Raw genomic sequence first — 18,108 nt, forward strand, 5'->3', positions numbered from 1 at the left:
TTCTCCTGCTACGCCAGTTTTTGGCGGTAAGCCTGTAGCTGTTCCAACATCGCCTTATTGCCCGCGTTGCGGGCCTGCAGCACTTTGGTAAATCCGAACTCGCGCGCTTGGGCGGCCACTCGCTCGCCCGGCACCAGTAGGGTTAAATCTAGCAAACGCGCACCCTTCCCCCCACGCTCGGCCAGCTCGCATAAGTTCGCGAGGCTTTCGCCACTGTGAACTGTCACCAGATCGGCGGGACCTGCGACCTCAAGCCAGCGCTGCAGAGGCGCTTCGCTGACGTCGACGAGCACCCGATGGTAGAGCTCGCAGTGGTGCACGGCGGCGCCGCGCTCCTCTAAGGTGCGGCTGATCAGTTCGCGCCCGCCGCAGCCCCGGAAAATAACAATTTTCTCTCCCGCTACATCTTGCAGGTCGGGCTCGGCAAGCAGGTTTTCACTGTTCATTGCGGAATTGTCATCGCCCAGCGCACGCACGGGAATATCCGCCTCGGCCAAGGCTTCTGCAGTGGCGCGCCCGACCGCAAAACAGTCCACCCCCACCGGCCACTGCGGCCAGTAATCATCCAGCCACTGGCTGGCATAATAGGCGGCGTTGCGACTCACAAACAGCGCTTTCTGATACTGATCAAAATCCAGAATAACCGACTTGATCGCCTGCAACTGTTGCTCGACGCTAACAGGCTCAATCGCCATTACGCTGATCACATCCGCCACATAGCCCTGCCCGGCCAGCCACTGCTGCCATTGTTGGGCCGCAGGCTGGGGGCGGGTAATAAGCAGGCGCCAGTGACTCATTGCAGCTCGCGACCATACACTTCGGCAAGAATTTTATCGGCGCCAGCTGCCAGCAAACGCTCGGCCATCGCTATGCCCATGGCCTCAGCACTTTGCTCGGGACCTCGGTCTTCTTCGTACAATAGAGTCGAACCATCCACCGCGCCGACCAGACCGCGCAGCCATAGCTGGTCGTTTTCGCGCACCGCATAACAGGCAATAGGCACCTGACAACCACCTTCAAGACGGCGATTCATGGCGCGCTCGGCCTCGACACAGACGGCGGTGGGGGCATGATGCAAAGGCGCGAGCAACTCGTGTAGCTCGGTGTCATCGGTGCGGCATTCAATTCCCACCGCGCCCTGCCCACCGGCAGGCAAACTCACTTCGGGCGCCATAAAGCTGGCAATACGCTGCTGCAACTGCAGGCGAATCAGCCCGGCGCTGGCGAGGATAATGGCGTCGAACTCGCCGTCGTCCAGCTTTTTTAGCCGGGTTTGCACATTACCGCGCAAAAAGTTAACGGTTAGATCTGGCCGAGCCGCGAGCACTTGGCACTGACGTCGCAAACTGGAAGTACCCACCACGCTGCCCTCCGGCAGTGCATCAAGGGTGTTAAATTTATTGCTGACAAAAGCGTCGCGCGGATCTTCGCGCTCGCAGATAACGGCCAGGCCCAGCCCCTCAGGAAACTCCATGGGCACATCTTTCATAGAGTGCACGGCAATATCGGCCTCATCGGCCAGCATGGCCTGTTCCAGCTCTTTTACGAACAAGCCTTTGCCGCCCACCTTGGCCAAGGGCACATCGAGAATCTTGTCGCCGCGGCTGGTAAGGGGCACCAGTTCAACGGCAAGCCCTGGGTGATGTTTTTCCAGCTCGGCTTTTACATATTCCGCCTGCCACAGGGCCAACAGGCTTTTGCGTGTGGCAATACGTATGGTGCGATGAATAGGCTGGCTCATAAATCTCCCGCGGGCATGTAAAAGGTCACCATGATAGCAAAGCCCGGGCGCCGCTACAGGCTCTGCAATAGAGCTTTTACCGCACCCGCGTGGCGGCGACTGACAGACGGGCGCTGCTCCATGTCCGTGAGGCGTAGGCAGTAGCCCCCCTCCGGATTGCGCTCCAAGGCGCGAATATGCTCTATCACCACCAGCGCATTGCGGTGCACTCTTACCACCCGATCGCCCAGCATTTGTTCCAGCTCTTTGAGTGAGTTATCCAACAGGTGCTGGCCCGAAGTGTGATAGACAGTGACATACTTTTGATCGGCAAGGAAAAAGCGCACTTCGCTCAGCGGGATACGCTCTACGCCGCGGTGCGTTTTGGCGGTAATACTGAGCGGGGCAGACTTGGGCCCGGTCGCCGCGCGCTGCAGCTTGTTGGGCTTGGCGGCTTGACGCAGCGCCTCGTGCAAGTGCTCACGGCGCACCGGTTTAAGCAGATAACCCACCGCAACTGTGGCAAATGCCTCCAGCGCATGTTCGTCAAAAGCGGTGCAGAATATTAGCGCCGGAGGATCATCCAGCTCACCGATTTGTCGCGCCGCGCTTAAGCCGTTATCACCCGGCATCTGAATATCAAGCAGGACAATATCCGGGTCGACCTGATCAATTTGCGCCAAAGCTTCAGCCGTATTCGCCGCCTCTGCGGAAACCGCGTAACCATCCAGCTCCTCAATCATGCGCACCAGTCGAGCGCGCGCCAGAGGCTCGTCATCCACAACCAGTATTTCTAACATTACATTATCCATGGTGTTGCCTTTGCATCGCTTCAGTACAGGCTTTCAGTGCGATTCTTATACTCACTGCGAAACTTTCATCGCCACGCTCGAGCCGCAGCTCGGCATGGTCGCCAAAATGCGCCCGCAAACGATGCTCGATGTTGGCGAGCGCCATGCGATTGCCCGGCCGCCTCGCACTCTGACCTGCCTCGGGCAAGGAATTGCTGATCATAATCGTCAGCGCACTGGTATCGGCACCCACCTTAACCGTTACCCAGCCACCTGCAGGCGATGGTTCGACACCGTGATTAATGGCATTTTCCAGCAGCGGCTGCAGTAGTAAATTAGGCAGCACCGCCACGGCGGGAAGCTCGTCAACCTGCCAAGTCAATGCCAGCCTGTCGCCGAGCCGGGCCTGCTCGATGTGCACATAACTCAAACACAGCGCCAACTCACGCTTGGCGGGAATCAGTGCGGGCTCGGCCAGACTGGCACGCAGCAAATCGCTCAAATCCTCTACCTGACGCTCCGCCAGAGCCGGTTCTATCGCAATCAAGCTGGCAATAGAGTTCATACTGTTGAATAAAAAATGCGGCTCAATACGAGCCTGCAGAGCCTGAATCCGGGCGCGCAGCTCGGCCTGCTGTTGACGATATAAACGCTGCTGCAAATAAAGATAGCGCAGTAAAATACCGGCCAGAATCGCCGCGATCAATACATGAGTGGCCACCTGCCACCAATCGATAAAACGTCCGCCTAAGCCCTGCAGCAGCCACTGCCCTGCGACGGAAAACACAGCGGTGCAGGCCAGCACCACAGCATAACTGCACAGCCCGGATAACACCGGACTGACGCGCGCAAGCAAGGGCCGCAAGCGACATAACACAGCGGCGCTGCCCAGCACGATCCACTGCAAAAGAAAGGACACCAACCCCAATTGCGACCAGCTAAAACCCGCTAAACCGCCGTCAGCCAACACCAGTAGTAACGCCAAAAGCTCGGCCACAATCACTAACAACAGCAAGGCATACACACTGCACAGATTGGGCAGGCCGTCGCTGCGACTATTATTTACGCTTGCAGTGCGATCCGTCATTTGTCCTTTGTCAGCCCCTTTACCGCCTGTTATTGGCTATAATGCCGCCACTTTGTATTTTATCGGCACTGGTGTTCACAGCAACTGGCGCCAGCGCCAACCACTATAGCCGCGAGAGAGACTATGAGCGAACAAGATCAGACCGCCAAACCCTGGGGTGGCCGTTTTAGCGAAGCCACCGATGCTTTTGTGGAGCGCTTTACCGCATCTATCGGATTTGACTGGCGACTGTATCACCACGACATAAACGGTTCTATTGCCCACGCCACAATGCTGGAAAAAGTCGGTGTCCTGAGCGCCGCCGAAAAAGACCAAATTATCACCGGGCTGGAAGAAATTCGCGCCGACATAGACGCGGGCAAATTCAACTGGTCGGTTACCCTCGAAGATGTGCACATGAACATCGAGGCGGCTCTGACCGAAAAAATAGGCATTACCGGCAAAAAACTGCACACGGGCCGCTCGCGCAACGATCAGGTAGCGACCGATATACGCCTGTACCTGCGCGACGAGATCGACACCATCGCCGGCGAGCTAAAGCGCCTGCAAAGCGGGATTTTGGACATAGCCGAGCGCGAAGCCGACACCATAATGCCCGGCTTCACCCACCTGCAAACCGCGCAACCGGTAACCTTTGGCCACCATTTGCTGGCCTGGTTTGAAATGCTGACCCGCGATGCCGGTCGCCTGGCCGACTGCCGCGCGCGCCTGAACCAATCGCCCCTGGGAGCAGCCGCACTGGCGGGAACCACCTACCCCATTGATCGCGCCCTTACCGCCGAGCTACTGGGGTTTGATAAGCCTACTAACAACAGCCTGGACTCGGTGTCGGATCGCGACTTTGCCATTGAGTTCTGCGCCTTTGCCAGCATCTTGCTGACGCACCTGTCCCGCGCCAGTGAAGAGCTGGTACTGTGGACCAGCGCGCAATTTGATTTCATTGATCTGCCCGATCGCTTCTGCACTGGCTCATCCATCATGCCGCAAAAGAAAAATCCGGATGTACCCGAACTGGTGCGCGGTAAAACCGGCCGGGTCAACGGCCATCTGATCAGCCTGCTGACGCTAATGAAGTCACAGCCGCTGGCCTACAACAAAGACAACCAAGAGGACAAAGAGCCGCTGTTCGATGCTATCGACACCGTCAAAGACTGCCTGCGCGCCTTTGCCGACATGGTGCCGGCCATTACCGCCCGCAAAGACAATATGTACGAGGCGGCACGCCGCGGTTTCTCCACCGCCACCGATCTGGCCGACTACTTGGTTCGCAAAGGTATGCCTTTCCGCGATGCTCACGAGGTCGTGGGGAAATCCGTCGCATACGGTATTGAAAGCGGGAAAGACTTATCGGAAATGAGCTTGCAAGAGCTGCAGCAGTTCTCCGATACCATTGCCGCCGACGTGTTTGAGGTACTGACATTGGAAGGCTCTGTGGCTGCACGCGACCACACCGGCGGAACCGCCCCCAAACAAGTCAAGGCCGCCGTTGCGCGCGCCCGCGCCGAGCTCGGCTAAGACTCTAATACTTGCCTGCATAAGCCCCGCCGTAGCGCTCACTGCTAGGCGGGGCCTCCCTTCTGTTTTTGCCGCCGCCTCTGCCCGAGTTAATTGTGTAAAGCCGCTGGAATTGTCGCCATAATTGACTATGATTATCGGTTCAACAAGAATTATTAGTCTACGCAGGCGGTAAAACACCGGGGGCCCCATGCCAGGGAAAGAAAAAGCGCTAGAGGCTCGCATCGAGCAGCTGGAACAGGCGCTCGCCGCTCAATCCGGCGGCTCGCAGTCATCGGAGCAAGACCCGCTACTGCCTCATTTCGAGTTGTTATTGGGTGATTCCAATGAAGGCAACATCCTCCTCAGCCTGCAACTTTTGGCCACCCAAATTAACTGCCCCGAGCTTGCCGTGTGGCTGGTTTCCGACCTCCTGCAACCCTGGCAACTCATTGCCCAGTCTGCCGCTTTAGAGCAGCCTCAACCGTCAGCACACGATTGCGCGACACTAAAACGCTTTGCAGCGGTACTCAACAATAACCAGCAGCTGGTGCCAGTATCTTCCAATGGCAAACTTGTTGCCGTATGGCAAATCGCTGCCAAGCAGATCTCAACCCCCGAGCTATCGCTGGTGAGGAAGGTAGGCGCCCTGATACACGATGCCTACTGCCGCAATCAGCTGTTAAACGATTTGCAGGAACGAGATAAACGCTATCACTATGCCATGGAGGCCTCTCGCGACGGTCTATGGGACTGGCAGATTGGTGAAAACCGCATTCACTTTAGCCGCGGTTATTGGCGTATGCTCGGCTACGATTACCAACAGCGCCCAGGTAGCTTAAACACATTTGTGCATTACTTGCTCCACCCGGATGACGCCGATACGGTGATTGAAAAGTTGCAAGGCGCACGTCAAAACCGCCAATCACATCTGAGCTTTGAGCATCGGCTATTGAGCAGACACGGCACGGTAGTTTGGGTGAACTGTCGCTGCATTTTTGTAGAGCCCGACGAGCAAGGCCTCTTTACCCGCTGCGTAGCAACAAGCAGCGATATCACGCAAAGTATTCTCGACAAAAATGAATTGCTTGAAGCGCGAACTCTGGCAGAGGAATCGAGCCACGCCAAAAGTAAGTTTATGGCCAGCATGAGTCATGAAATACGCACACCGATGAATGCCATTATCGGCCTGAGCCATCTACTCGAAGACACGTCAATTAATGATCTGCAAAAAAGTTACATCAGCAGTATTCAGAGCGCCGCGGGTACGCTCTTGCAAACCATTAATCAAGTGTTCGACTACGCAAAACTAGAAACCGGCAAAATAATTATTGAAAAAAACCATTTCGATTTAGAGCAAATGCTGGAACGCTTGGCGCGCATGTTTGAAAGCAGCGCTCTACATGAGAAGTCGAACATTATATTTGACATAAAAGATAACACACCGCGCTTTGTGCGCGGCGACGCCACCCGCATCAGTCACATTATCAGCCAACTGATCAAGAACTCACTGCAGTATTCCGGTAGCAACGAGGTCATTGTCAGCGCCGAAGCCCTGGCAAAAACACCTGAGGCGGTAAGTGTAAAATTTAGCGTTACGGACCATGGTGAAGGCATAGCGCCTCAAGCACTTCGACAGCTGCAAGAAAGCCTCAAAGCCTCTAATCTTGACCGGCAAGAGAATAACAACGACTTTGGCCTGCATATATGCAACCTGCTGGTAAACCTAATGCAAGGGCAGTTAACCGTAGAGAGCAAGCCAGAGCAAGGAACCACTTTTTCGTTTACGGCCGAGCTTGAACCCAGCAAGATTGGTGATAATCGTATACAGCAAAGAAGCTCTAATTGTAGATCCCTCAAGATCTTAGTGGTTGACGACAACCAGCTGGCTCTGGATATATTATTAAAAACTGCCAGTAAAATTATAGATAATGTTGATACAGCAAAAGATGCCCATTCTGCCCTGGGGAAAATACAGCAGGCCGAAGCTGACGCCGCCCCCTACGACATCGTACTACTAGATTACAAAATGCCCCTTAAAAATGGCCTTGAGGCCGCCAGAGACATCAAATGCTCAGAGACTATTCACAATAAACCTCTGATATTTCTGGTCTCGTCTTTTCAGCGCGACGAAATTTTCACCGACCATCAAGACTCCGACTACGTAGATAGCTTTCTCAGCAAACCTGTCAGCGACTCGCGTCTGTTTGACGCCATCTGCCGCGCCCTGCCCGAGTGCGCCATAGAGCAAAGCGCCAAGCACAGCGAAACTCGGGCGGCGGCGCTAAAAGGGCTTAGAATTTTACTCGTCGAGGACAATGTTATTAATCAGCAGGTAGCACGCGGAATTCTGAGAAAGGTGGGGATCAGCGTAATCAGTGCCGACAACGGCCAACAGGCGCTAGAGATCTTAGAAAACAGCCCTGAAGGATTCGATGCCGTTTTAATGGACATTGAGATGCCGATATTGGATGGTATCAGCGCCACCAAAATTATTCGCAAAGACAAACAGCTGCACAACTTGCCTATTATTGCGGTTACCGCTCAGGCCATCCAGGGCGACAGAGAAGCCTGCTTGGCGGCGGGCATGAACGAATACATCAGCAAACCTCTAAAGCCTGACGACCTGTATCAGACACTCTGCGACCTACTCGCAACCAAGCCTGAGCGGGCACCACAATAACAAAATCAAACCGCTATGCTTTCATGCACAAAACACCCTAACGAACTTACATATAGTGCTTTCTGACAAACTCGCCGTGCTTTGGCAGCGTAGAAACCCGCTTTGCCACGGCGTTGCGAATATGCGTAAGTCGCATGTGCAGTTGCTCATCTGAGATAGCATCGGCCACCGGGTGATAGCCCTCAGGCTCGAAGCCTTGCCCCAGCAGCACAGCAAACCAGCTGGTTTCACGAAACATATCGTATCGGTTCACCAACACCTCGCCGCGCTCTTTGAACACTTCGAGCTTTTCCACCAGGCTGGCAGGCAACTCCATGTTTTTCACATAGCGCCAGAAGGGGCTGTCATCGCGCTCTGTTATAGCATAGTGAGCAATCAGAAAGTCTTTGACCTCATCGTACTCTTGATACATTTCACGATTAAAGCGCTCTACCAATGACGGTTGGATTTTACTGCGGGGAAACATTGCCAGGATTTTATGTACCGCGCGCTGAATCAAATGAATGCTAGTAGATTCTAGCGGCTCTAAAAACCCGCTCGATAAGCCTACCGCGATGCAGTTATTCACCCAGGATTTTTTTCTCACCCCGGTGGTAAAGCGAAGTGTTCTAGGCTCAGCCAGAGCCTCGCCGTCGAGGTTATTCAACAACACCTCGCGAGCCTGCTCATCACTTGTATATTTACTGCAGTAAACATAGCCGTTACCCACACGGTGCTGCAGGGGAATACGCCACTGCCAACCTGCATCGTGCGCGATTGAACGCGTATAAGGAAGAAGCTCACCCGTTGATGCAGAAGGTACGGCTACTGCACTATCCACAGGTAACCAATGGCTCCAATCCTCATAACCGGTCTGGTACACCTGCTCAATCAACATCCCTCTAAAGCCGCTGCAATCGATAAACAGGTCGCCTTCAACGACTCGCCCGTTCTCCAGCAGCAGCTTTTCAATATCGCCTGTGTGCGGGTTTTGTGTCACCTCGCTCACCTTGCCCTCAATACGCGAAACACCGCGAGCCTCGGCGAACTCGCGCAAAAACTTTGCGTACAAGCCGGCATCAAAGTGATAGGCGTAGTTCACATCGGGCAGCATTTTGGGGCCGGCTTCATTCTCGACCCAGGCAAACTTATTCTCACGCGCCGCACAGGCCTCGGCATTAAAGCTGAGAAAATCTGTGGCGCCACCGTTTTTTCTCCAGCGCAGCCAATAGTGCATAAAGCTGATACCGTCCATGTCAGAACCCAACATGCCAAACGGATGAAAGTAGGAAACGCCCTGCTTACGCCAATTGGCAAATTCGATTCCCAACTTAAAAGTGGCTTTAGTGGCGCGAACAAAATCCGCCTCGCTGATTCCAAGCGCATTGTTGTAGATCATGATAGGCGGAATTGTCGCCTCACCAACACCAACGGTGCCTATCGCTTCCGACTCAACCAGGGTGATAGACACTGGCCCGCCCGCCAGAGATTTAGCCAGGGCTGCAGCGCTCATCCAACCGGCCGTGCCGCCACCGAGAATCACTACACGATTAATCATAAAATCCCCTCTAAAACATTGCACCCGTATAGTTATCGTTATTTTCTAAGCCTAAGTGTACCGATAAGTCTGGCATTTGTTCCGCCTCACGGGCGACAAAGCTCAGCATTTTTTGGAACTCTTTGATTTGTTCCTGTTCATCCAGGTTATTCACTTGCAAGTCATAGGACTGAGGCAAGAGGCCATTACCACACAAGAGCGCATACCAATCCTCCTCTTGAAAGGTTTCATCTTCATACATGCAAAGCGCCCCTCGCGCCTGAAACAAGTTTAATTTTTGTTGTAGATGAGCGCTTGGCGACAATGACTTGAATGAATGCCACAAAGTATCGTTATCGCGACCATTCAGTAAATAATGCGCCTGCTGAAAATCCACTATTCGATCTATATGCGAATTCACTTTTTCGATGTATTTTTTTTGCTCGGCCGTATAGCTGTCGGCAACCGGGAACAACGCCATCAGGTAGGACAACGTCAAATGTAATACATGTAGTTCCACACCATTAACATCGTCTAAGCAGGCGGCCGAACCACCTACAGCCACACAGTTTTTCAGCCAGGGAGATCGCCTCCGACCCGCCACTTTATTCTTTACCACACCTTCTCTCATTGGCATAGCGCACAAACCTTGCAGCGTTTTTGCCACCTGGTCGGGCACGGACTGTTGCGGATTATAGTTGAACCTCAGCGCGGTCTTATCCGCAAGCGGATAGACGCCCAGCCACCCACGCTCATTGGCAAGGCAATGGTTGCATGACGGTATGGGAGTTATCTTGTCTGCCAGAGCGTGTACACTCGCCGTTAGTGGAAACCTATCCTGAAGCGACTCATAAGCGTCTCCTCCAAGTTTGGAGATCAGCTCTCCTGCCGGGCCACAGGCATCGACAAAGAGATCCGCCGTAACGGTTTGCCCGTCTTCCAATAGGATATGCCGAATTGCACCAGCTTCAACCTCTACTTTGGCAATAGGCCCCTCATACCTTTTCACACCACTGGCTATGGTGTCAGAAGCGATACGCTTAAGATACGCTAGCGCCGGAATATTAAAGCTGTAGGATGCATGACTGAATGCTGACGCCTGCTCATTGAGCAGTACGAATTTATTTCTTTTGGCTGCAGCCACCGCCAGAGAAAACTCGTGATATGGAACCTGCAAGCCTTTTTTTCTGCCTCGAATCCAATACTGAACAAAATCTATATCTTTAATGGGCAAGCCGTGGGTATCGAAAACCTGATAGTAATCACCGTCTGATGACCAGCCGGAAAATCTATTGCCAATGGAATTAGCTACCCCCAAATTAGCAATCAAGTCCGACTCAGAAAGCCCCAGCAATTTGTGCAGCCCTCGCACAGAAGGGATACTGGGGTATACATCCTGCGGACCAACCTCGGAGGGTAGCTCGACAATCTGCACTGTTAATAATGAATTCTCACCCAGAAACCTCTGTAGCACCCGCGCCGTTATCCACGCATCTGCATCCCGGCCTACCACGCAAATACTTTTAACCATGGGCTCTCTCACTTAGCGTAGATTTACAGTAATCGTTAACAAACTCAGTGTGATCGCCCAGCCCCATCACACTCGACTCAATCGAGCTGCTAATCGACTCAACTTTGTCGGTTAAACGAGCCACGGGGTGATTGTCACAAACACGCTCGTAGGTGCTTGCTTGTCCCACCTGCCCCATCAGTACCGCCAGCCAGCTCGCGGGTGAAAACAAACCATATTTGTATTGATCGATATAACCGCGACTGGAATACAACTCAATCTTTTCAGTCAAAGAGTCAGGAATTTCCATTGTGCGGCAGTTATCCCAAAATGGCATACCCCGCCGCTCATTGGCTGCGTAATGCAAAATTAAAAAATCCCGGATTCGCTCATACTCCAAATTGATACGGCGGTTAAATTCATCAGTCAGAGCTGGCGAGGGTACTTTCCCCGGGAACAATTTCAATAGCTGCTGAATGGAAACCTGTATCAGATAAATGCTAGTAGACTCCAAAGGTTCCAGAAAGCCGCCGGAAAGCCCCACGGCGATGCAGTTAGCCTTCCAGTTCACCTTGCGCCGCCCGGCTTCAAACCTTAACAACGCGGCATCCGTAACCGGTGCACTCGGCATATCTGCGTATAAACTGTGTACCGCCTCGTCATCACTCAGGTACTGACTGGAATACACATAGCCATTGCCTGTGCGATGCTGCAACGGAATGCGCCACTGCCAACCTGCGACCTTGGCCATAGACCTAGTATAAGGAGGCAGATTTTGCATCGGCGCACTTGGTGCGGTAACCGCTCTATCGCATTGCAACCAGTGAGCCCACGACTCAAAGCCTACACCCAACTGTTGCCCTAAAAGCAAAGATCGGAAACCTGAACAATCGATGAAATAATCGGCCGTTATCTGTTGGCCGGACTCGAGCACAATTGTATCTATGCCCTCGCCTGCGTCTTTCCCCAGAACCTGAGCAACCCGCCCTTCTATACGTTGCACGCCCTTCGCGACTGACATCTCCTTTAAGTAATTGGCATACAGCCCCGCATCAAAATGATAAGCATACGAATACGTAGAGGCGATGGCGCTGGCATCACTGGCGGGAAAAGCAAACCTCCCGTGTCTGGCTGCCTGAATGGAATAGCTGTAATGCTCTAGGGGTTGGGCCGATCCCTGTTGGCGCACTTTCAACCAGTACTGGTGAAAATCCATGCCCTGTAAACTTTTACCGTAAGCGCCGAAGGGGTGCATATAAGTTTCACCAGGCACTTTCCAGCCTTCAAACTCGATACCCAATTTAAAGGTGGCGCCGGTCTTTTGCATCATATCCGGCTCGATAATACCCAACTTGTCATTAAACTCTTTGATCGCGGGAATGGTCGCCTCACCCACGCCGACCGTACCGATGGATTCCGATTCCACCAGAGTAACGTCACAGACTCTGTCGGTAACCACATGGGACAGGGCTGCGGCAGTCATCCAACCAGCCGTGCCACCGCCAACAATGACTATTTTTATTCTCTCTTGCATAACAATATTCAGCCTCAAATAAAAAATGCGCTGCTATAAATAGCAGCGCATTTTCGGGTTGGCTTAGCGTTACGATTTACTGGAACACAAAGCGCAAACCAACGGTGAAGCGTCGATCCTGCTGATGCCAGCCAGTGGGCAAAAGCAGTCCGCCGTCGTCTACGTCGGTAACCTGCTGCCTAAGAACAGTCTCCTCGTTCAACAGATTACTACCCTGGAAGGTAATATCAAGGTTATCCGTCAAGCTGTATTTGATCGAACCATCCAGCTGACCATAGGCCTCGTTCCACACCGGGTAGGCAACACAACAATCGATGGCCGTCACCATGTACTCATCGCGCCAGCTGTAGGCCAACCGCGCCTGCCAGTCGCCATATTCGTACATACCAATCAGGTTAAAGGCGTGATCACTCAATCCCTCTAAGCGGTCAGTGCCAATGGCATCCGGCGCCTGATCGGTGATGGTCGAACCCTCACCACCGGTATTTCTAACACCGGTGTTGGTAATGCCGTTGTTATCAATAAAGGTGTAGTTAGCCTGCATACCCAAACCATTAAAAGGCTCTGGCAGGAAATCGAAGAACTGCTGATAGGCAATTTCAAAACCACTGATGTCTGCACCCTCACCATTGAGTGGGCCGCGAACTTCGGCGGTGCGAGTCACACCATTGTTTTCAAACTCGCGAAAGTAGGTACCAAACTGGATATAGTCGTCAAACTGCTTATAAAACACCGTACCAGTCAATGAACCCACATCCGAGAAGTAGTACTCCAACGCCAAGTCGTACTGAGTCGCTTCTATCGGCTTAAGGAAGGGGTTCTGTGCATCGCCGCCATAATAGACGTTGGCCCCAACAATCTCGCCATCAGCATTTTTCTCCCATAAAAGATCATTGGGATCATTTGCATCAGGTAAACTTTGACCAACGCTGACATAGTTACGCAAGTTACCGATATCCGGGCGCGACATGGCCTTAGAGGCGGCAAAGCGCAGCAATAGCTCTTCGGTCAGGTCAAACTTGATGTTAAAGCTCGGCAAAATATTGGTGTGCTTGGCTTCGGTAGTGCTGGTTTCGTTACCGCCTCCCATAAAGGCCACATCGTCTTCCGACAAATAACAGCCAACGGAACCCGGCACCGGAGCTGGGCCACCGCCCTGCGCAAATTGCGGCTCACAGCCGACATTGGTTCGGGTGGGATCGGGCTCGCGCACATAAACCGGGTTGCCAAACTCGTCCACTTCACCAGTATCAATCGCGGTAAAGAAATATTCATCCCCCAGGCGTGGGTAGACAATACCGCCGGTGCTGGTATCAGTGGTATCCACATAGCGAACCCCTAAGTTACCCGAAAAGGGGATGCCAAAAAGTTCGGCGTCTGAGCCGCCGAAATTAAACTGCACGTAAAAAGCTTCGGTAGTCTCGGTAATATCGACCAGCTCCGCCGGGGTATAGCAGGTGCCTGGAATTTCTTCGGCCCGGTCCCCCATATTCGAGCAAATAGGATCCCAACCGGTACCACCGGTAAAGCCGAGCGCGGCAGCGCCAAAGCTATTGGCCATACGTTCACGATCCTGCAACAGCTCCATGTCGGCGAATACAAACTGATTCGGGCTGATATCGTGATAGCTGGAAGTGCCGAATTCGCGAACTTCGTAGTAATCCTCCGGGTAGCCGGTAAAGCCTGGTTGTGCGCCCTCACCATTTGCCGGATCATGCTGGTCCAGGTTGTAGTATGGTGCCTGCCCTCCCGTCCAAGTATTAGCAACGTTCTGCCAGTTATAGCCGCTCCAGCGCACTTGTTGGTCGCGCTCAGCCCAGCGCACGCCGGTTTTAATAGATTCTAACCAGCCGTTGTCGATATCAAACTCAAAATCGGCCTTGGCCGCCAACTGCTCGCCCTCACTTTGTTCCAAGTGGTCCATAATAAAGTGGGTGCGATAATTGTTGGGGTTGGCCCACAACCCAGGCGACATATTAACGTTAGTTGGCTCGTGCAGAGTTAGCGATGGATGCCCGCCACTTAAATCCAGCTCCGCATTGGAGTAGGTGGCAAAGTTCATCGAGATATCGTAGTTGGTAACTTCCGACTGAACATACTGAACATCAAAGTTCGAGCGGATACGGTCTGTGATTGACCATTTCAGATTTAACGAAAAGTCTTCGGTGACATTTTCGTTGTTGTTGGAGCGGGTTTCAGCTGTGGTGTCTACGCCACGGGTAGAGGGTGAGCAACCATTGCCGTCCCAACCATTATCGTTATTGTCATAACAAGGCACGATAAGTGGTTCGCCAGCGGCATTAGTAGCAAAGCCCTTCGCCTCTTCGCTACTACCGCCCCACCAACCGACACCAGTATTGAACGTCCCGCTTTGGAATAGGCCCTGCTCATCAAATATAAAATCATCGGTGCCGGGTGCAGGCTGAGGCCTCGTATTATCCCGCGGCTCACCTTCAAACGGCGGCACTTCATAATAAACACTCTGCTCGTAAGACAAATCGGCAGGTGCAACTCCCACTACATACTCTTCCCAGGCGTTATCGTACTCCGAGCGGTTGTACTGTGAGGTGAACACCACTGTTTCCGACGGGTTTTGATACTGGAACGCCAACGCCGTGCCCAAACGATCACGGTTGTAAATATTTTCACGGAAATTAACGGTGGCGGGAATGTAACGCAATGTATCTTCACCGTAGACATCGCGGAAACGGTTCATTCGGTAGAGCTGCATACCTTCGGTTTGCGTCACCACCTCGGAATAAGCGACGTTACCCAGAAAGCCAAACTCACCTGCACTGGTCTCCCAGCGATTGCTGTACAGGCCAGACACTTCAGGCGTGACCTCATCAGACAGAGTGCCATAGTTGGCATTTAAGGTCAGCGCGATCATCTCGCCGTCTTGATCGAAAGGTACGCGGGTACGCATATTTACGGTACCGGCGATACCGCCCTCAATCAGCTCTGCCATTTGGTTTTTATAGGTGTCCACGCCGGACATGAGTTCGGGGGAAACATCACCCCAGCTCAAACCGCGCGAGGAGTTGGCACTGAAAGAATCGCGGCCATTAAACTCGGTGCGCACCTGATTCAAGCCGCGCACCACCACACCCGATGGCTCGGCGGAAAAGTGGGCAGTATCGTCGGAGGCGGCGAACCGGTTAACGGTAATACCAGCCACGCGCTGCAAAGCTTCGGCTACGGATTTATCCGGGAAGGAACCCAGATCTTTAGCGGTGATGGAGTCAACCACGGTGGCGGCGTTGCGCTTAATGTCCTGGGCGGTTTCCAAGGACTGGCGCATGCCTTTAACCACCACCTCTTCGAGCACTAGCTCTTCATCGCTGGCGGCGTTGTCTGCCTCAGAGTTCTGAGCAGAGGCAACCACACTGGTTAATACCAATAGGGATGACGCAAGGGAAACAATCCCGGCTTTGCGACCGGGTATACGGGTACGAGTAGTCATAGCATGATCTCTTTTATATTTATTAAACTCATGAGCCTCAGTAGCTAATGGAAAAGCCTCTTTACGTACCGAGTTAACTTGGGCAAGAAATGTTAGCGATAACGTAAATGCGGCATAACCCATTGCCTCAAAAATCATGGTCCATATCAGGCTAGTAGTCAAACAGATATGGAGATTTTGGCCGCCAAAAGTAACCGATTTCAACAATGTGTCCAAAAGGGTAACACTTGCTTCACAAAACAAGGCTTAACGCTGTGTATCCAGTGACCGGAGGCAAGCTAATGGACGAAAAACACGCCAACGTTAACGACACACCGGGGCAAGTGGGAGTACAAAATAAAGGGTAGATGGACGACTGGATTAATAGAGAAATTGGACGTGAAATAAAGCCCAATGTTAACGCTAACAGATGGTCCCGCAAAAACAATATGACCTATTCAGATTTAAAAAACCCAATCCAGATCGGCCATTTCAGTCAATCACTTTAAGGCTTAGCATTTTCTGAGGAAGTGATGCCAAGGATCGTGGCGCCAATTAAGATATACGGACGGCTACTTGCACAGCGGGTGAACGACTTGTGGCTAATGTGCAAGAGGCTCACCGTATATTGAAAAAAGTGGTATTAGAGCCGCCGCAGCGCAACGAGCTCTCACCACTCTTACACAATCCTGACTGGTTATAGCACCCATTAATGGAGATAAAAACGCTGACACTCGGTGGGGCGTCAATGCGATTAAAGTAACCAGCGTATAGTTGTTAAGCGATGCATGCGAAAACTCCAGGTCACATATCTTTTGCAGCGCAATGCTGCGCAATAAAGTCCTCGTGTAGAGGCATGTACTCCGCCGAGCGTTTAATCACCTCGCGAATACTCGCCAAACGTCGTTCAATTTCCTGGGGCGGCAAGGTATCCACAATCGGATGGTAGGCACGCGCACTTAACCCCTGGCCATGCATTACCTCCAGCCAACTTAAATCGTTAAACAACTCCTCATTGGTGCGAAAGATTCGGCCGTTTTTCTGATACTGATCAATCTTCTGCTGCAAAGTCGCGGGAATGGGCATAGTGCGGCAGTAGTTCCAGAATTCGGAATCATCCCGGCGGGTAATACAATAATGGGCAATTAAGAAATCGCGAATGCGCTCGTATTCAAAATCCACCTGACGGTTGTACTCGTCGATGTCTTCCTGATCGAAATAGCGATTAGGAAACAGACTCATTAGTTTGGCAATGCCTGACTGCACCAAATGGATACTGGTCGATTCCAAAGGCTCCATAAAACCACCGGCCAAGCCCAAGGCAACACAGTTTTTATTCCAGAGGCGTTTACGCTTGCCAGTGGTAAAGCGCAATAACTTGGGGTCCGCCAACGGCTCGCCGTCAAGGTTATCCAGCAATATTTGCGTCGCCTGGTCATCGCTCATAAATTGGCTGCAATACACATGACCGTTACCAGTGCGGTGTTGGAGCGGTATGCGCCATTGCCAACCGGCGCTGTGCGCGGTTGAGCGAGTATAGGGGGTGGGGTCAGAGACTTTAGCGCAGGGCACGGCAACGGCGCGGTCGCAAGGCAGCCATTGGCTCCAGTCCTCGTAGCCTGTGTGCAAAGCTTGCTCGATCAGCAATCCCTTAAAGCCGGAGCAATCGATAAAGAAGTCGGCCTCCAGGGTGTCCCCATCTTCCAGCGTGACCGCTTGGATAAAACCGTCGTCGGGATTAACGGCAACATCGGTAATCTTTCCCTCGCGGCGGGTTACGCCTCTTTGCATGGCAAACTCGCGCAAGTAGATGGCATACAGCGTCGCATCAAAGTGGAAGGCGTAGGCAATATCCGACAGCGGTGAATTACCCGCATCTACTGGCCGCATAAAGCGCCCCTGCTCCGCAGCAAGACAGTTAAGGGTATACTGATCAATATCCGGCGCTTTGCCCGCCTGAAACATTTTTAGCCAATAGTGATAAAACTGCACGCCTTCCATATCTTTACCCACGCCGCCAAAGGCGTGCAGATATTTCTCGCCAATATGCCCCCAGTTAACAAACTGAATCCCCAATTTAAAAGTACCCTGAGTTTTGCGTACAAACTCATTTTCATCCAAACCCAGCATCTGGTTAAACAGCTGGATCTGCGGAATCGTCGCCTCACCCACACCAACGGTCCCAATAGCATCGGATTCAATCAGCTGAATGTCGCAGTACTGATTTTTTAACACCTTGGATAGAGCCGCAGCTGCCATCCAGCCGGCAGTGCCTCCGCCCACAATCAATATTTTTCGGATACGGTTGTCCGTCATGGTCTTATTAAAACC

Annotated in this window: 11 protein-coding genes; 2 read left to right on the forward strand and 9 right to left on the reverse strand. The window is 52.6% G+C overall.

Annotated features, from left to right (window positions below; genetic code table 11):
- Positions 1 to 8: 8 nt before the first annotated feature.
- The 4 genes from NHM04_RS09440 to NHM04_RS09455 are packed head-to-tail and all read right to left on the reverse strand — an operon-like array spanning position 9 to position 3,598.
- Positions 9 to 797, reverse strand: coding sequence for a uroporphyrinogen-III synthase (locus tag NHM04_RS09440; protein WP_254263542.1), 789 nt, complete (start codon positions 795 to 797; stop codon positions 9 to 11).
- Positions 794 to 1,741, reverse strand: coding sequence for a hydroxymethylbilane synthase (gene hemC, locus NHM04_RS09445; RefSeq protein ID WP_254263543.1), 948 nt, complete (start codon positions 1,739 to 1,741; stop codon positions 794 to 796). The genes NHM04_RS09440 and hemC overlap by 4 nt, the downstream gene beginning before the upstream one ends.
- Positions 1,742 to 1,794: 53 nt before the next feature.
- Positions 1,795 to 2,532, reverse strand: coding sequence for a LytTR family DNA-binding domain-containing protein (locus tag NHM04_RS09450; protein ID WP_254263544.1), 738 nt, complete (start codon positions 2,530 to 2,532; stop codon positions 1,795 to 1,797).
- On the reverse strand, positions 2,525 to 3,598 hold the full coding sequence (locus tag NHM04_RS09455) for a sensor histidine kinase (protein WP_254263545.1): 1,074 nt from the start codon (positions 3,596 to 3,598) through the stop codon (positions 2,525 to 2,527). The genes NHM04_RS09450 and NHM04_RS09455 overlap by 8 nt, the downstream gene beginning before the upstream one ends.
- A gap of 123 nt (positions 3,599 to 3,721) precedes the next feature.
- Here NHM04_RS09455 and argH point away from each other — a divergent pair, with 123 nt between their 5' ends.
- Both argH and NHM04_RS09465 read left to right on the forward strand, forming a co-directional pair.
- Positions 3,722 to 5,113, forward strand: coding sequence for an argininosuccinate lyase (gene argH / locus NHM04_RS09460; RefSeq protein WP_254263546.1), 1,392 nt, complete (start codon positions 3,722 to 3,724; stop codon positions 5,111 to 5,113).
- A 190-nt stretch (positions 5,114 to 5,303) separates the two neighbouring features.
- Positions 5,304 to 7,775 (forward strand): PAS domain-containing hybrid sensor histidine kinase/response regulator, encoded by a 2,472-nt coding sequence (locus tag NHM04_RS09465; protein WP_254263547.1) that lies wholly within the window; start codon positions 5,304 to 5,306, stop codon positions 7,773 to 7,775.
- Positions 7,776 to 7,821: 46 nt separating this feature from the next.
- Here NHM04_RS09465 and NHM04_RS09470 read toward each other — a convergent pair whose 3' ends face one another.
- From NHM04_RS09470 to NHM04_RS09490, 5 genes are all read right to left on the reverse strand, one after another.
- Positions 7,822 to 9,312 (reverse strand): tryptophan halogenase family protein, encoded by a 1,491-nt coding sequence (locus NHM04_RS09470; RefSeq protein ID WP_254263548.1) that lies wholly within the window; start codon positions 9,310 to 9,312, stop codon positions 7,822 to 7,824.
- A 10-nt stretch (positions 9,313 to 9,322) separates the two neighbouring features.
- The gene (locus NHM04_RS09475; RefSeq protein WP_254263549.1) at positions 9,323 to 10,822 is read right to left on the reverse strand and encodes a tryptophan 7-halogenase; all 1,500 of its coding nucleotides are present in this window, start codon (positions 10,820 to 10,822) and stop codon (positions 9,323 to 9,325) included.
- Positions 10,815 to 12,335: a tryptophan halogenase family protein gene (locus tag NHM04_RS09480; RefSeq protein WP_254263550.1), complete on the reverse strand. Its 1,521-nt coding sequence runs from the start codon at positions 12,333 to 12,335 to the stop codon at positions 10,815 to 10,817. The genes NHM04_RS09475 and NHM04_RS09480 overlap by 8 nt, the downstream gene beginning before the upstream one ends.
- Before the next feature lie 76 nt (positions 12,336 to 12,411).
- A complete protein-coding gene (locus NHM04_RS09485; protein WP_254263551.1) occupies positions 12,412 to 15,798 on the reverse strand; it encodes a TonB-dependent receptor in 3,387 nt (1,128 codons plus the stop codon).
- A gap of 783 nt (positions 15,799 to 16,581) precedes the next feature.
- Entirely contained in the window at positions 16,582 to 18,093 is a 1,512-nt protein-coding gene (locus NHM04_RS09490) for a tryptophan halogenase family protein (protein ID WP_254263552.1), read from the reverse strand.
- Positions 18,094 to 18,108 lie beyond the last annotated feature (15 nt).

The sequence above is a fragment of the Gilvimarinus sp. DA14 genome (assembly GCF_024204685.1).
In the GTDB taxonomy this organism is placed as follows: domain Bacteria; phylum Pseudomonadota; class Gammaproteobacteria; order Pseudomonadales; family Cellvibrionaceae; genus Gilvimarinus.

Excerpts from the sequence above, each read along its gene's own strand:
- NHM04_RS09470 (WP_254263548.1), bottom strand. The coding sequence starts at position 9,312 with ATGATTAATCGTGTAGTGATTCTCGGTGGCGGCACGGCCGGTTGGATG.
- NHM04_RS09475 (WP_254263549.1), bottom strand. The coding sequence starts at position 10,822 with ATGGTTAAAAGTATTTGCGTGGTAGGCCGGGATGCAGATGCGTGGATA.
- NHM04_RS09485 (WP_254263551.1), bottom strand. The coding sequence starts at position 15,798 with ATGACTACTCGTACCCGTATACCCGGTCGCAAAGCCGGGATTGTTTCC.
- NHM04_RS09440 (WP_254263542.1), bottom strand. The coding sequence starts at position 797 with ATGAGTCACTGGCGCCTGCTTATTACCCGCCCCCAGCCTGCGGCCCAA.
- NHM04_RS09455 (WP_254263545.1), bottom strand. The coding sequence starts at position 3,598 with ATGACGGATCGCACTGCAAGCGTAAATAATAGTCGCAGCGACGGCCTG.
- NHM04_RS09450 (WP_254263544.1), bottom strand. The coding sequence starts at position 2,532 with ATGGATAATGTAATGTTAGAAATACTGGTTGTGGATGACGAGCCTCTG.
- hemC (WP_254263543.1), bottom strand. The coding sequence starts at position 1,741 with ATGAGCCAGCCTATTCATCGCACCATACGTATTGCCACACGCAAAAGC.
- NHM04_RS09465 (WP_254263547.1), top strand. The coding sequence starts at position 5,304 with ATGCCAGGGAAAGAAAAAGCGCTAGAGGCTCGCATCGAGCAGCTGGAA.
- argH (WP_254263546.1), top strand. The coding sequence starts at position 3,722 with ATGAGCGAACAAGATCAGACCGCCAAACCCTGGGGTGGCCGTTTTAGC.
- NHM04_RS09490 (WP_254263552.1), bottom strand. The coding sequence starts at position 18,093 with ATGACGGACAACCGTATCCGAAAAATATTGATTGTGGGCGGAGGCACT.
- NHM04_RS09480 (WP_254263550.1), bottom strand. The coding sequence starts at position 12,335 with ATGCAAGAGAGAATAAAAATAGTCATTGTTGGCGGTGGCACGGCTGGT.